The sequence below is a fragment of the Verrucosispora sp. SN26_14.1 genome, from assembly GCF_004307965.1.
GTDB lineage: Bacteria > Actinomycetota > Actinomycetes > Mycobacteriales > Micromonosporaceae > Micromonospora.
Genome location: NZ_SISL01000029.1, coordinates 1 through 13,896, shown reverse-complemented (window position 1 = coordinate 13,896; position 13,896 = coordinate 1). Strand labels below are relative to the sequence as shown.

Genomic DNA, 13,896 nt, shown 5'->3' with positions numbered 1-13,896 from the left:
TCCTAGTGCTCGAAGACCATGGCGGAGAAGGTCGCGCCGAGCCCGACGGCGACCATCAGGTAGCGGTCGCCCGGCGCGAGCCGCTCCAGTTCCAGGGCCGTCTGGTAGTTGATGAAGGAGTCGGCGCAGAAGCAGTGGCCGGTCGACGCGACGTTGTCCAGCAGCACCCGGTCCACCGGGTAACCGAGCTGCTTGCACAGCCGCACCCAGGAGAGCCGGTTCACGTTGTGCGGCAGGATCAGGTCCACGTCGGAGAGCGCAACACCGGCCTGCGCCACCGCCGCCAGGACCACCTCGGCCAGACCGTCCTGATAGATCGCCTCGAACTCGGCGGCCCGCGCGGCGTCCATCCGCAGACCGGCGTTGAACTGCCCGTACGTCCGGGTGGCGTAGCCCAGCAGCCGGTCGTGGTCGCCGCTGAGCCCGACCAGGACGGCGGCCGAGCCCTCGCCCATGAAGGTGGTGTTCGGGATGAGCTGCGCGGTGGGGGTGAACGCCTTCTCCCCGGCGAAGACCAGGGCCAACGCGTCCGGGTCCCCGTCGGCGGCCAGCAGCTCACCGGCGAGGTGCACGGCGAGCAGCCCCGACGCGCAGGCGTGCTGGGTGACCGCGAACGAGACCGCGTGCTCCAGGCCGAGCGCGGTGCGGACCTGGTGCAGCGGGTTCTCCGGGTACGGCGCCACGGTCTGCAACGTGCGGGCCTGGAGCACGTACCGGACCTGGCTCTCGCGTCCGGTCAGCGCGGTCAGCTTGCCGGCCGCGTTGATCATCATTTGGGTCAGGTCGCCGTCCGGGTCGTAGCGCACCTCGGACAGGCCGTAGAAGCGGCGGAACGTCGCCACCTGCTTCGGGTCCATCGCCAGTCGGGCACCGATCTCCTCGATCGGTACGACCGCCGACGGAAGATAGGCGGAGACCGCCTCGATGGACGTCACCGGGCACCCGCGGGTTGTTGCCCGGCGATCAGTTCGGTCAGGTGCGCGGTCAGCTCGTCGATGGTCGGGTGGTCCCAGACCAGGGTCTCGCTGAGCCGCATGTCCAGGTGCGTCTCGATGTCGCCGCAGAGAGCGAGCGCATAGACCGAGTCCAGGCCGTACTCGGCGAGGCGGACGGTGGGGTCGATCTCGTCCTCGGGCCGGCGCAGGTACTCCGCGACGCAGCGGGTCAACCAGGAACGCAGGTCGCCCGCGCCCTCGGCGGTGGATGCCATGTGGGTTTCCTTCCTCGGATGGTTGGCGGTGCGGACTGGCCTCCGGGTCATCCCGGCAGCGGTCGGCGGGACAGGTCGAAGCTGCGTCGCTCCGCGTGTCGGGCGGCCAGTTCCTGATAGAGCGGCTCGCGGTGGTCGCCGGCGCGGTCGTCGCCCGGATGGCCGAGGCTGCGGGCCAGCCGGTCCAGTGCCCCGGTGACCCAGGCCGGGTCGTCGTCCCGGGCCAGCCAGATGTTCAGGCAGGCCGAGGCGGCGAGCACGGTGGCGTACCGGGCGGGCAGGTCGAGCACCTCGACGCGGGCGTCCACGCCCAGGTCGGAGGGGTGCAGCGCGGCCCCCGCCTCGGCGAGGTCGCCGAGTTCGGCCGTGAACTGCCCGGCCAGCCGGCGGAGTCGCTGCTGCTCCGGCCCGTCGCCGGTGAGCCGGTCCACGGCCGCGCCCAGCGATCCGGCCAGGCCGTCCAGCCCGCCGGCGGAGACCCTTAGCCGCGCGAACGGCAGCTCGGGCAGTTCCTCGCCGATCCGGAACAGCGCCGGGTCGGCCGGCTCCGGATGCACCCAGCCGCGCCGCGCCAGCAGCGGCACCTGGGGAAGCATGGTGCCCAGGCAGGCGACACGGGCGGCGTGCCCGAACCCGGCCGGGGCCAGGTCGCGCAGCAGCTTCTGGAAGATCGCGTACCGGCCCTCGCGCAGGTAGAAGTGCGCCCCGAGCACCAGGGAGAGCTGGTGCATCGCGTCCATCAGCCGCTTGCCCACCAGGTACTTCACGGCGGAGGCGTACATGCTGGTCTGGCCGGGCAGCAGGTGCAGCGCGCGGGCCGCGACCAGGCCGAGGCTGTCGCAGATCAGCAGATCCAGGTACGCGTCGACGAGCAGCCGCCGCACCTCGGGCTGGTCGGCGACGCGGTGGCCGTAGAGACGCCGGTCGGCGGCGAAGTCCATGGTCGACCGCAGACCCGAGTCGAGGACACCGGCGAGCATGCTGGGGATCGCGGTGCGGGTGAGCTGGAACGAGCGCAGCGCGGTCTCGATGCCCTGACCGGGCCGACCCACCACCGCCTCGTCGTCCACCGGGCAGTCGGTGAACTCGATGCCGCCCAACTGCACGCCGCGCATGCCCACGCTCGGGTAGCGGGCCAGGTCACGCATCACGCCGTCCGGCAGCGTCTGCTTGTCGACCAGGATCTGCGAGTGGCTGCGGCTGCCCGGCCGCTCGTCGGTGCGGGCCAGCAGCACCAGCCCCCGTGCCCGCGTGACGTTGGTGACCACCTCCTTGCGTCCGGTCAGCCGCCACCCGCCGGTCGTACCCGGCCGGGCCGCGAACTCGGCGCGGGAGAAGTCGTTGCCGTGCGCCAGTTCGTGGTAGGCCGAGGCGATCTTCTGGTTGGAGAGCAGCGTGTCGGCCACCCATCGGGTCTGCGTCGGTGAGCCGGCGGCCCAGACGTTGACCGACGAGATGAACGAGCTGACGCCGTAGCCGAGCCCCAGCGACGGGTCCCGCCGGAACACCGTCCGCAGCACCTGGATCAGGTCGTCGGCCCCGGCCAGCCGCCCGCCGTGGCGGCGCGGCACGAACTCGGCGTTGAGGCAGTACGCGTCGAGGGCGCGCTCGGCGGCGCCGAACACCTCGTCCTTCTCGTCGGCCACCAGCGCGGCCGTGCCGCCGAGCGGGTTGCCGTCGTCGGACGGGTCGCCGAGCAGGTGTTCCAGCTCGTCCAGCCGGGCGGGGGCCGTCATGACAGCTCCTTGAGGTCGTCGGTGAGCCGGTCGAAGGCGGCGGGGTCGGGCCGGTGACCGCCGATCCGGTCGACGATCAGGGCCAGCGTGGCGGCCAGTTCCGGCCGGGCCGGCTCGGCGGACCACCGGTGCAGCACGGCGGCGGCGGCCAGGCACCACTCGTACCGTCGGGCCAGGTCGAACGCCTCGACGCCGGCCGTCACGCCCTGCGGCGGCAGGGCGGCCATCTCGTCGTGCAGCCGCTCGGCGGAGTCCAGGACGTACGCGGCGAGCCGCACCACGCTCTCCGGCGCCGTCGTGCGGACCTGCTCGACCAGGAAGGGCAGGCTCTGCACCAGGCTGCATCCGGTGCGGGAGAACAGCTCCAGGCGACCCGGGTCGGGGGGTGCACCGACCTCGACGCCCCGCAGCCCGGCGACGTCCCGGACCTGTTGCCGCCAGCCGGCCACCAGACGCGGGAACTGGGTGATCAGCGAGTGCCGGTTGACGAAGGTGTTGCCGTCGAAGATGCCCACGATGCGGTGGTCCCGTTCCAGCTTCTGGAACGCGCCGTCGGCGTACACGGTGGTCAGGAACGCGCGGGCGCCGAGCAGCTCGCCGCACCGCGCGATCGCCTCGTCGACCAGGGTCGGCGCCAGCGCCTTCGCCACCGCCGAGTAGACGCTCATCTCGCCGGTCAGCGCGCCGGCCGCCCGCCCGGCGAACAGCACCACCGACTCCGCCACCAGCGCGGCGGCGGAGATCTCCCCGAAGCTGCGCCGCACGTGCGGCAGCTCGATCAGCCGACGACCGTAGAGCTCCCGCTCCCGCACGAACCGCAGGGTCAGCTCCCGGGCGTGGTCGACGGCGCCGAGCGAGAGCCCGGCCGCCATCACCCGGGTCAACTGGAGCGCCTTGAGCACGATCTCCAGGCCCGCACCGGGCCGCCCGACCAGCGCCTCGGGTGGCACCACCGCACCGTCGAAGGCGATGCCGCTGATGTCCGCGCCCCGGATGCCGTGCGTACGCGCCTTCGGCAACGTCCGGTAGCTGCCCGGGGCGAGCCGGTCCTTGTCGACCAGGAACAGGCTGTGGCCGCGTGCCCCGGCGTCGGCCGAGGTGCGGGCGAGCACGCAGACCGTCCCGGCCCGGGTGGCGTTGTTGATCGGCCACTTCTCGCCGTCCAGGCGGTACCCGTCCGGGCACTCGGTGGCGGTCAGCTCGCCGGCCACCAGGTCGCTGCCGTGCCCGCGCTCGGTCAGCGCCCAGGAGACCACCGCACCGGCCCGGATCCGCGCCCCGAGCCGCTCGGCCCGTTCCGGGTCACCGGCCACCCAGACGCAGACCGCACCCAGGTAGGTCTTGGCGTGCGCGATCGCGGCGGTCAGGTCGTGCCGGGCGATCGTCCGGACCACCTCGACGAGCTGCGTGTGATCGGTCGACGCGCCGCCGAAGCGCGCCGGCACGTACCAGTCGGGAACCCCCAGCTCGTCCAGCAGACGTACGGCGTCGGTGGGGAACGTCTCGGTCCGGTCCAGCTCGGCGACCCGGTCCGGGCGGAACGGCTCGGCCGTGGCCAGGGCGGCGTCCAGCAGGCCCGGCGAGATGGTGGTGACGGCGCTCATCGGGCCACCCCGGCCAGCTCACGATCCCGGTCGGTGGCCTTCAGGTGGGCGCGGACCTCCGGGGTGAGGTCGGCGTACGTGCCGGTGAGCGAGCCCTCCTGGAAGGCGCGACGGACCGCGACCCGCTGGATCTTGCCGCTGGTGGTCCGGGACACCCCGCCCGGGCGGACCAGCAGCACGCTCGCCTCCACGCCGAACTCGCGGGACAACCGGTGCCGCACCGCCGCCGAGATCCGGGCCAACTCCTCCGGCGTCGCCCGGCCGGCCCGTACCTCGTGCACCAGGACCACCTGTTCCTCGGGCACCGGCACGCTGAACGCGGCACCGACACCGAGCGCCAGCGCGGGATGCACGGTGCGCGCCTCGGCCTCCAGGTCCTGTGGATACAGGTTGCGGCCCCGGATGATCAGCAGCTCCTTGATCCGCCCGGAGATGTACAGCTCGTCGTCGAGGCGTACCCCGAGGTCGCCGGTGCGCAGGAAACCGCGCTCGCCACAGGCGGTCTCCGCGTCGAAGACGGCGGCCGTGGCCTCGGGGTTCTCCCAGTACCCGCGCGCGACGCTCGGTCCGCGCAGCCAGATCTCGCCCACCTCACCGTCGGGGAGCAGCACGTGGCGCTCCGGGTCGACGATGCGGATGTCCATCTCGGACGTCGCGCCGCAGCCGACCAGGTCACGGGTGGCCTCGTCGGTGTCCGGCCCGACCGGTCGGGCCTGCCCCCGGCCCAGGTGCGCGGCGTCGACCCGGGTGATGCGGGGAAGCCGGTACTGCCCGACGCAGGAGACCGCAAGCGTCGCCTCGGCCAGCCCATAGCCGGGGCCGACCGCCTCCGGCCGCAGGCCGTAGGGCGCGAACCGGTCGCGGAAACGGGCCAGCGTGCTCGCCTGGACCGGCTCGGCGCCGTTGACCGCGACCTGCCAACGGGACAGGTCCAGGCCGGCGAGTTTCTCCTCGGCGATCCGGTTCAGGCACATCTCGTAGGCGAAGTTGGGTGCCGGGGAGATCTGCACGTCGAAGCGGTCCACCAGGAACAACCAGCTCTGCGGGTGCCGCAGGAACACCGAGGCGGGCATGTGCACGGTGGTGCTGCCGACGTACAGCGGGGAGAGGAAGAGACCGATCAGGCCGAAGTCGTGGTGCATCGGCAGCCAGCCGCCGTGCCGGGCGTCCGACGGCGCGCCGAGGATGCGCTGGTAGACCCCGGCGTTGTCGGCCAGGTTGCCGTGCGTCACCACGACGCCCCGGGGCTGGCTGGTGGACCCGGAGGTGTACTGGAGGAAGGCGATCCGGTCCGGGTCGTCGGGCAGGGCACGGAACTGTCCGACGTCGGGCAGCGCGGTCGCGTCGGTCACCAGACGCGGCAGGTCGCCCACCCCGGCCGCCTCCGCCCAGGTGGCCACGTCACCGGCAACCCGCTCCTCGGTGAGCAGGGCGGCGGCCCGCGCGTTGCGGACGATCGCGGTGAGCCGCTGGCTGCGGTGCTGCTGCCCGTCCGGCACCGGCACCACGATCGGGATCACGCCGGAGTACAGGCAGCCGAGGACGGCGAGGGCCAACTGCGGGCCCGGCGGATAGAGCAGCATCGCCCGGTCGCCGGCGGCCAGCCGGTCCTGGAACAGCGCGCCGACCCGGCGGGCCGCGTCGTGGATCTGGGCGTACGAGTAGCTGATCGGGGCGTCGTCACGCATCGGGTCGGCCACGTAGGTGAACGCGGTCCGCTCGCCGAACTGCGCGACGTTGGCCTCCATCCGGGCACTGAAGCTGGTCACCGTTCACGCTCCTGCTGAGTCGTCTGAATCGAGATCGCTCGGTTGGGGCACAGTTGTGCGGCCTCCCGCACGGCCGGGACCCGATCCGGCTCCGGCTCGGCCACCAGCAGCACGACCGTCCCGTGGTCGTCCTCGTCGAACACCTCCGGCACGAGCCGGACGCAGTGCCCGGCGCCGAGACAGCGCTCCGCCGCGACGGTGAGCAGGACCGTCATCGGGTCACCACCGCACCGGCAGCCGGCCGAGCCCGAACACCACGCCCTGCTTGACCGGGATCTGCTCGACCGGTACGGCCAGGTGCAGCCCCGGGATCCGGGTGAACAGCGCCCGCAGCGCGATCAGCAGCTCCAGCCGTCCCAGGTGCTGGCCGACGCACTGGTGGATGCCGAAGCCGAAGGTCAGGTGACCGCGTGCCGCCCGCCGTACGTCCAGCACGTCGGGGTCCGCGAACCGCTCCGCGTCCCGGTTGGCCCCGGGGAGCAGCAGCACGATGCCCTCCCCGGCCCGGATCAGCTCGCCGTCCACCTCCAGGTCGGCGGTGGCGACGCGGACCGTGGCACCGGTGAGCGACAGGTACCGCAGCAGCTCCTCGACCGCGTCCGGCCACCGCTCCGGCTCGGCCTGCAACAGGTCGAGCTGGGTACGCTCGGTGAGCAGCGTGAGCACGCTCATGCCCAGCGTGTTGACGGTGATGTCCTGTCCGGCGAGCACGATGGCGATGCCGAGGCCGGTCGCCTCCTCGACGGTCAGCTCGCCCTCGTCGATCCGCTCGACCAGATCCCGCAACTGGCCGTCCCGCAGCGTGTCCCGACCCTCGGTGAGCAGGTGGGTCAGGTAGCCGGTCATCGACCGGACCGGGTTGAACCGCTTGTAGGTCACCGTCTGGAAATGCGCGACGTCCGCCTCCGGCACCCCGAGCAGCCGACCCAGGACCTCCGCGACCAGCGGCTTGGCGAACACGTCGAGCAGGTCCACCGGCGGCGACTCGGCCAGCATCCGGTCCAGGTAGGCGTCGGTGTACCGGACGATCTCCGGTTCCCAGGCGCTGATCCGCTTGTAGGTCAGGCTGGGCAGCACCGCCCGCCGCTGCCGCGAGTGCGCCGGCGGATCGGTCCGCAGCAACGCCTCGATGGTCGCCGAACCGCTCTGCCGCAGCCCCGCCATGCCGGGCACCGGCACCGGCATGGCCGGCTGCCGGACGTCCACACTGGTGTCCGGGCTGGCCAGGATCGCCCGGGTCGCCGCGTACCCGGTGACGACCCAGACCGGACGGCCGTCGAACAGCCGCGCCCGGGTGACCGTCCCGCGCTCCCGCAGCTCCCGGTATTCCTCCGGCGGCTGGTACGGGCACTGACGCTTCAGGGGCAGCTCGGGTAGCTGCGTGATGTCTTCCGTGGCCACGGCTCTGCTCACCGGTACCGCCCCTCTCTCCCCCGCTTGTCTCATCGAAGACGAGTCTGCGGAGGTGAGAGAGTTTCGATAAGACACCGCCGGGCGGCGGAAAGAGCGCCCGGCCGGGCATACCCGATCGGGTATGCCCGGCCGGTCAGGGTGGGTCGGCCCGGCCGACCCCGCTACCTAGGGCGCGGGAGCCACTGGTTCAGCGGCGTACGGTCACCGCCTTGCTGGTCGACCTGCCGTCCACGTACCCCGCCTTGCGGGCGATCACCACGACGGTCAGCTTCTTGTTGCGCATCGAGGACTTGAGCTTCAGCGTCTTCCCCGTCGCGCCCTTGATCACTTTGCCGTTGAGCCGCCACTCGTACCGGTAGGAGTCGACCTTCGGCGACCAGGTGCCGACCAGTGCCTTCACCGTCCGGCCCACCTTCGGGGTACCGCTGACCGACGGCTTCTTCGTCGCCTTCGACGCCTTACCCTTGGCGACCACGGCCGACGCGGGTGAGGTGGCCACACCGGACGGATGGCCGGCAAGCCTCGCGGTCACCGTGACGGTGAGCCGCTTGCCCACCATCGACGGCGTGACCTTCAGGGACGCTCCGGTCGCGCTCTTGATCGCGGTGCCGTTGGCCGACCACTGATAGGCGTACGAGGTAGGGGCCGGGCTCCACGTGCCGGGTGCCGCCTTCACCGTCGAGCCGACCGCGAGGGTGCCCGAGATCGACGGCTTCTTCGTTGCCGTCGGTGGTGCGGGAGCCGGAGGCGGCGGGGCGAGTCGTGGGCCGGCGACGGTCAGGGCGGGACCCACGCCGTCAGCGGGCTGGGCGGTCAACGTCCACGCGAAGGCACCGTCGGCCAGCGGCCTACCGGCGGAGTCCCGGCCGTCCCAGGCCACCCGCAGCAGGCCCCGGACCGACGAGCCGGACAGCGTACGCAGGGCGGTGCCCGCCGCGTCACGGACGACGAACTGCCAGGAGGCGGCAGGCTTCGACAGCCACCACTGACCGGACCAGGCATCGACCTCGTCGGACACGGTCGAGTCGATCACGCTCAACGCCGATGCCGGGATGCCGGTCGGCACGATGTGGACCTGCTGCCGCCGGTCGGCGTACGCGACCGCACCGCCGAACCGGTCAACGGTCCAGGCGGTACGCGGCGCGGCACCCGGACCGAGGTCGTCCGCGTCCACCAGCATCCGGGCCGGGCGCTGGCCGTTCAGGTCGACCAGCCGGAGCCCGCCGTTCACCTGCTCGACCAGGTAGCCGTCGCCGAGCAGCACGTCACGTGCCGGGGCGGGCAGGTGGCGCTTGGCCACCCGGTCCCAGACACCCGAGCCACGCTCGCTGTACGTGTAGTCCACGCACGCCCAGTACACCCAGCGCCCCACGGCCTGCAGCCGGGTGGCCGAGCATCCGTTGCTGGTGGTGAAACTCTCCAGGACGGTGCCGGTGGGTAGCTGGGTGGCGGTCACCACACCGGAGGCGGCCGAGCCGCTCCACAGCGTCGAACCCCAGACGGCGGCCCCGACGAATGACCGGTTCTGGAGCACGACACCCGCCGCCCCGGGCCGGAACTCGCCGATGTACTGGGTGCTGTACGTGCCACCGTCGATCACCGCGTACCGACCGGAGAGGTCGATGAGCCTCGGGGCGAAGTGCTTCGTCTCGATGCTCGGGCCCGACGCGGCGGACCCGTTCGCGTACAACATCGTCACGTCGCGGTAGGTGGGATCGGCGCGACCGTGATGGCCGGTGCCGTCGGCGAACATCGTGATGCAGCGGGGGTTGTCGGACGTGCCGCAGGAGCCGTCGCGGCCACCGACCAGCGCGTCCCGGGTGGCGCGCTCGACGGCCGGTACGCCTCCGCCGGTCGGCGTGGTCAACCAGGTGCTGCGGTAGGTGCCGAGGAAGTCGCTGGGACTGTAGATGGTGCTGTTGTCGGCCGTGCTGAGGATGCCGCTGCCGAGCGCGAGCCCGTGGATCTGCGCCGGCACCGGCTGCACCGACGTGATCCGGTGCCGGGTGACCGAGCCGTCCGGGGTCGGCGAGATCCGCCAGATCCCCCAGTCCAGGTCGCCCTCCTCGACGTACTCCCGCGCACCCGCCACCAGGGCGGACCCGTCCGGTGCCTGGACGATCTGGTGCGCGGCCGGGTTCATGACCGTGGCCGGGCGTCGCGCTCCGTCGACGCGCTCGGCCCAGAGCCGCTGCCCACGGTAGATGTTGTTGCCCGTTGCGATCGGATCGACCGAGAGCAGGCTCGCACCGACCAGCCCGTGCGCGGCCTGGTAGTTGAGGTGGCCCGTGGTGACCGTGTGGGTCGGTGCCGAGAAGTCCTCCCGGTCCAGGACGTCCAGTAGGGAACGCCCGCTGCGCAGCCTCAGGATCGACTCGGTGGCGAGCCGGAAGCCGCTCACCTCCCAAGCGTCGAACGGGTCGAGCCGGTCCGGAAGCCGGGTGAAGACACCGCTGGCGACGTCGATCAGGCCCCACTTGCGCCACTCGTCGAACGGTTCGGCGAGCTGGTAGCGAACGATGACGGAACGGGCGTCGGCGTCCTCGACCGCGGCCTCCGTGACACCACCGGGGAAGCCGGAGACCGGCGTCTCCACACCGTCCCGGAGCAGGTGGTACGCCAGGTCGTCGGTGCGGGTCAGAATGGTGTCACCGAAGGTGCCCTGGTAGGACCGTCCCTCGGGCAACGTCACCGTGCGGCCGTTCGAGGCACCCCGCAGCAGCGTCACCCGTGGCGACGGCTCGGCCGAGTAGACGGCCACCGTGTCCGAACCCGCCCCGTACCAACCCGGGTGGAACGAGGGGGCCGACGGCCACCAGCCTTGGAAGTCGTACTGCACCGGTGCGGGCAGCCGCTGGTCGAGCGCCGTGGTCGTGCCGTTTGCGTACACCGTCCACAACAGACGGTCGTCACCCTCCTGTGCCCACAGGAATCCGGTGTCGCCGGCGTTGAGGATCCGGGTGGCGCGCGGGATGGCCCGCGCCTCGGCGGGCAGCACCAACTTCGCAGTCGGCTCGGGGGAGGCGGCGATCGCCGTGCCGGGCACTGCGGCGAGCGTGCCGACGAGGCACATCGTCAAGGTCAGAACAGTCGAGTTCCGCGCTGTACGCACGGCCGGCAGTTGCCCGGTCAGGGCCACCGTCTCCTCCTCGGAAACCACAAGAAAAGTGGTGCGGAGAAAGGACACCATCGGATCGGCAGACGTGCTGCCTGGCGTCCCCACGCATCTGAGGGCGGCAGCATAGCAAGAAGCCGATCTTGGTGGTGCCCCATTGTGGCTGGTTAGCCGGGTCTCCGCGTGGCGCGGGTCGACATTGACGGGCCGAGAGGATGTCGGTCGTCGTGGTTAGGGTGCTGCCGTGGAAGAGAACCGTCGTAGCCTGCCCGCTGCGCTGGCCGAAGCGCACGCGGGGGAATTCGACTACCGCGACGGAGCCGGCGTCGACTTCGAGCCGTACCCGCAGTTTCTGGACCCGGACGAGACCGCCGACTGGTGGCGCTCCTGGACCGGCAACCCCGAGCTGGACGGGGCCGAGTACCGCGTCTTCGGGCAGGACGGCACCGGTGGCTACGCCGCGTTCTGGCTGGTCCGCGCCGGTGAGCCGATCGAACGACAGCCGGTGGTGTTCCTCGGATCGGAGGGCGAGACCGGGGTCGTGGCGCCGGACCTGGGGAGCTACCTGTGGCTGCTGGCGGACGGATTCGGTCCCTGGGAGGCGGCGCAGTACCCGGAGCACGAGCACGAGCCGCAGCCGGACCCGCGCCTCACCGAGATCGCACAGCGCTTCGCGCCGGATCGCCGTCGATCGGCGGACGAGGTGGTCGCGGCGGCGCGGGCGGAGTTCCCCGACTTCGACACGCAGATCGACGCCCTCTGCCGTTAGCGCGTGTGACAGCCGGCGGATTCCGGTACGCACCGGCGACCCGCTACCGGGACGTTTGACCAGTTCAAGGGATGTTTAATCGTCCGGGTAGGTGGCATCCCCGCCGACGCCTGCAACCTAGACGTACCATTGAGCGTACGTTCGACCGTACGTTCTGCTCGTGGGGGCCAGAATGAAGGTGCTGACAATCAGCGATGTTCGCAAGAATCTCGCCGCCGTGGTCGATGCGGTGATCGACGATGCCGAGGAGTGCGTCATCCCACGCGGCGGCGGCAAGGCTGTCGTCATGGTGTCGCTCGACGAGTGGAACGCGATGAACGAGACGCTGCATGTTCTCGGTTCCGCCTCGAACGCCCGCCGACTGCTGGAGAGCATCGCCCAGGCCGATGCCGGCCTACTCGAGGAGCATCCACTCGACTCGAAGTCCTCCTCTCCGAAACCCGGCAAGGAAGCCGCGTGAGGCTGCGTATCGTGTTCACTCCCCACGCCTGGGAGGACTACGACGGCTGGTTGCGTCGGGACGTGAAGATGCCCGCCGCATCAACGACGAACACCGGCTCATCTACCGCATCCGTGGGGGCGACCTGGAAATCGCCGCCTGCCACGGTCACTACCTTGACAAGTAGAGGCTGCTCACCCCAGCGCCCGCCAACACGGATCGGTGGTCGCGGCGTTCAGGCTCTTCCTGCCCGCGAACGAGGGTGAACGGCCTGCGCGCCGTCGGCCCTCAACCGGGCCCGGCGTTTCGCACAGGCCAGCCCAATGAAGCGCGATTCCAACTGTGGCCTAGAAGCGGTAGGCATCGCGTCGGTGGCGGATCGAGTGGATCTCCACGACACGCTTGGCCTCGTTGATCCGGTAGATGACCCGGTAGGTGCCGCGGCGGGCGGAGTGAAAGCCGTCGAAGGGCTCGTCGAGTGGTTTGCCCGCCCGATAGGGGTTGACCGCTATCGCGTGCTGGATGGTCTCCGTCGCCGCGACCGCGACCTCCAGCGGCAGATCCTCGTGCAGGTTCCGGCGGGCCTGCCGGGAGAACATCACCGTGTACGGGCTGACCTCGCCCGTGTCGTCCCGCCGCTCGCCTTGCGACGGCATCAGGCTGCCCTACCGCGACGCCGTTCCAACTCGGCGCGAACCTCGTCCATCGAGAACGTGTCGCCGGCCACGAAATCCTCCCGCGACTGGCGCAGATCCGCGAGGGCCTCGTCGTCGGAGAGCAGGTCGAGCGTCTCCCGCATCGACTCGTACTCGGCGACCGAGATCAGCATCACGTCGGCACGTCCGTTGCGGGTGATCGTGAAGTGGTCGTGCTCCCGAGCGACCCGGTCGGCAAGCTCGGCGATCCGGGCCTTGGCTTCCGTGATCGGAATGGTCTCCATAGCGACCATTCTAGTGACTGGTCAGAATTCTGGCCACTTGCTTCGCCCTGCCCCCGGAGGCAGCGAGCTGTCCGGGGTTGCGGCGTCGAGTCGCGATGCAAACACCCGAGATATCGGCCGTGGCCTGCGGCTTCGCCGCACTGGCCCCTCCGTTCGGTATCCGTCTGAGGTGGGCCGCCAGGGACTCGAACCCTGAACCTATGGATTAAAAGTCCACAGCTCTGCCATTGAGCTAGCGGCCCGCGCGCTCAGGTTACCGGACACTGCGGGGATCGGGCTCGCGGCTGTCGAGCAGCCGTCGATGACTGCCCGGTGGCCGGGTGGTGCCGGGTTGGCAGGATCGGCTCGGGCGTCGGTTCGACAGGGGGAGGCAAGCGTGCCGGAAGGCGTACGGGTCGTGGTGCTGGCCGGGGGCGTGGCGGCCACGGGGCTGGTGGCGGGGTTGTTCTTCGCGTACGCCTGCTCGGTCATGCCGGGGTTGGCGGCGACCGACGATCGGACGCTGGTCGGCACCATGCAGTCGATCAACCGGAAGATCGTCAACGGCTGGTTCATCTCGGTGTTCCTGGGTGGGCCGGTGCTGGTGGCGGTGGCGGTCGTCGGGTACTTCGGTGACGGCGGTGCGGTGCTGTGGTGGCTGGTCGCCGCGCTGGTCCTGCACCTGGTGACGCTCGGTGTAACGGCGCGGTGCAACGTGCCGCTCAATGATCAGTTGGACGCCGCCGGGTCGGTCGACGGGATCACCGACCTGGCGGCGATCCGGCGTCGGTTCGAGGTGCCGTGGGTGCGCTGGAACCTGGTCCGGACGGGCAGTTCGGTCGGGGCCTTCGCCAGCATGATCGGCGCGCTGCTGGCCCGGTAGCGGACGCCGCGCACGCGGGACGTCGGCCGGGTGGGGCCG

Annotated in this window: 13 protein-coding genes and 1 tRNA gene; 3 read left to right on the top strand and 11 right to left on the bottom strand. The window is 71.2% G+C overall.

Annotation, left to right across the window (positions count from 1 at the left end; all coding sequences use genetic code 11):
* Positions 1-2: 2 nt before the first annotated feature.
* The 8 genes from EYA84_RS05395 to EYA84_RS05360 all read right to left on the bottom strand — a co-directional run bounded on the left by EYA84_RS05395 (position 3) and on the right by EYA84_RS05360 (position 10,805).
* Positions 3-935 carry a ketoacyl-ACP synthase III family protein gene (locus EYA84_RS05395; RefSeq protein WP_131051895.1) on the bottom strand — a complete coding sequence of 311 codons (933 nt, stop codon included), beginning with the start codon at positions 933-935 and terminating at the stop codon, positions 3-5.
* The gene (locus EYA84_RS05390; protein ID WP_131051894.1) at positions 932-1,210 is read right to left on the bottom strand and encodes an acyl carrier protein; all 279 of its coding nucleotides are present in this window, start codon (positions 1,208-1,210) and stop codon (positions 932-934) included. Before EYA84_RS05390 ends, EYA84_RS05395 begins: the two co-directional genes overlap by 4 nt.
* Before the next feature lie 47 nt (positions 1,211-1,257).
* Complete coding sequence (locus EYA84_RS05385; RefSeq protein ID WP_131051893.1) at positions 1,258-2,946, bottom strand: acyl-CoA dehydrogenase; 1,689 nt, start codon at positions 2,944-2,946, stop codon at positions 1,258-1,260.
* On the bottom strand, positions 2,943-4,550 hold the full coding sequence (locus EYA84_RS05380; protein WP_131051892.1) for an acyl-CoA dehydrogenase family protein: 1,608 nt from the start codon (positions 4,548-4,550) through the stop codon (positions 2,943-2,945). Before EYA84_RS05380 ends, EYA84_RS05385 begins: the two co-directional genes overlap by 4 nt.
* Positions 4,547-6,319, bottom strand: a complete 1,773-nt coding sequence (locus tag EYA84_RS05375) for a fatty acyl-AMP ligase (protein WP_131051891.1) — start codon at positions 6,317-6,319, stop codon at positions 4,547-4,549. Before EYA84_RS05375 ends, EYA84_RS05380 begins: the two co-directional genes overlap by 4 nt.
* A complete protein-coding gene (locus tag EYA84_RS05370) occupies positions 6,316-6,534 on the bottom strand; it encodes a ferredoxin (RefSeq protein ID WP_131051890.1) in 219 nt (72 codons plus the stop codon). The genes EYA84_RS05375 and EYA84_RS05370 overlap by 4 nt, the downstream gene beginning before the upstream one ends.
* A gap of 4 nt (positions 6,535-6,538) precedes the next feature.
* Positions 6,539-7,720: a cytochrome P450 gene (locus EYA84_RS05365; protein ID WP_131051889.1), complete on the bottom strand. Its 1,182-nt coding sequence runs from the start codon at positions 7,718-7,720 to the stop codon at positions 6,539-6,541.
* 199 nt (positions 7,721-7,919) lie between these two features.
* Complete coding sequence (locus tag EYA84_RS05360; protein ID WP_236145606.1) at positions 7,920-10,805, bottom strand: FlgD immunoglobulin-like domain containing protein; 2,886 nt, start codon at positions 10,803-10,805, stop codon at positions 7,920-7,922.
* A 286-nt stretch (positions 10,806-11,091) separates the two neighbouring features.
* Here EYA84_RS05360 and EYA84_RS05355 point away from each other — a divergent pair, with 286 nt between their 5' ends.
* Positions 11,092-11,616, top strand: coding sequence for an SMI1/KNR4 family protein (locus tag EYA84_RS05355; RefSeq protein ID WP_131051887.1), 525 nt, complete (start codon positions 11,092-11,094; stop codon positions 11,614-11,616).
* Positions 11,617-11,776: 160 nt separating this feature from the next.
* Positions 11,777-12,076: a type II toxin-antitoxin system Phd/YefM family antitoxin gene (locus tag EYA84_RS05350; RefSeq protein WP_201272298.1), complete on the top strand. Its 300-nt coding sequence runs from the start codon at positions 11,777-11,779 to the stop codon at positions 12,074-12,076.
* 326 nt (positions 12,077-12,402) lie between these two features.
* Here EYA84_RS05350 and EYA84_RS05340 read toward each other — a convergent pair whose 3' ends face one another.
* From EYA84_RS05340 to EYA84_RS05330, 3 genes are all read right to left on the bottom strand, one after another.
* Positions 12,403-12,711: a type II toxin-antitoxin system RelE/ParE family toxin gene (locus EYA84_RS05340; protein WP_131051886.1), complete on the bottom strand. Its 309-nt coding sequence runs from the start codon at positions 12,709-12,711 to the stop codon at positions 12,403-12,405.
* A complete protein-coding gene (locus EYA84_RS05335; RefSeq protein WP_131051885.1) occupies positions 12,711-12,995 on the bottom strand; it encodes a type II toxin-antitoxin system Phd/YefM family antitoxin in 285 nt (94 codons plus the stop codon). Before EYA84_RS05335 ends, EYA84_RS05340 begins: the two co-directional genes overlap by 1 nt.
* Before the next feature lie 170 nt (positions 12,996-13,165).
* Positions 13,166-13,237 (bottom strand) — tRNA-Lys (locus EYA84_RS05330).
* A 134-nt stretch (positions 13,238-13,371) separates the two neighbouring features.
* Here EYA84_RS05330 and EYA84_RS05325 point away from each other — a divergent pair.
* Entirely contained in the window at positions 13,372-13,857 is a 486-nt protein-coding gene (locus EYA84_RS05325) for a DUF1772 domain-containing protein (RefSeq protein WP_131051884.1), read from the top strand.
* Positions 13,858-13,896 lie beyond the last annotated feature (39 nt).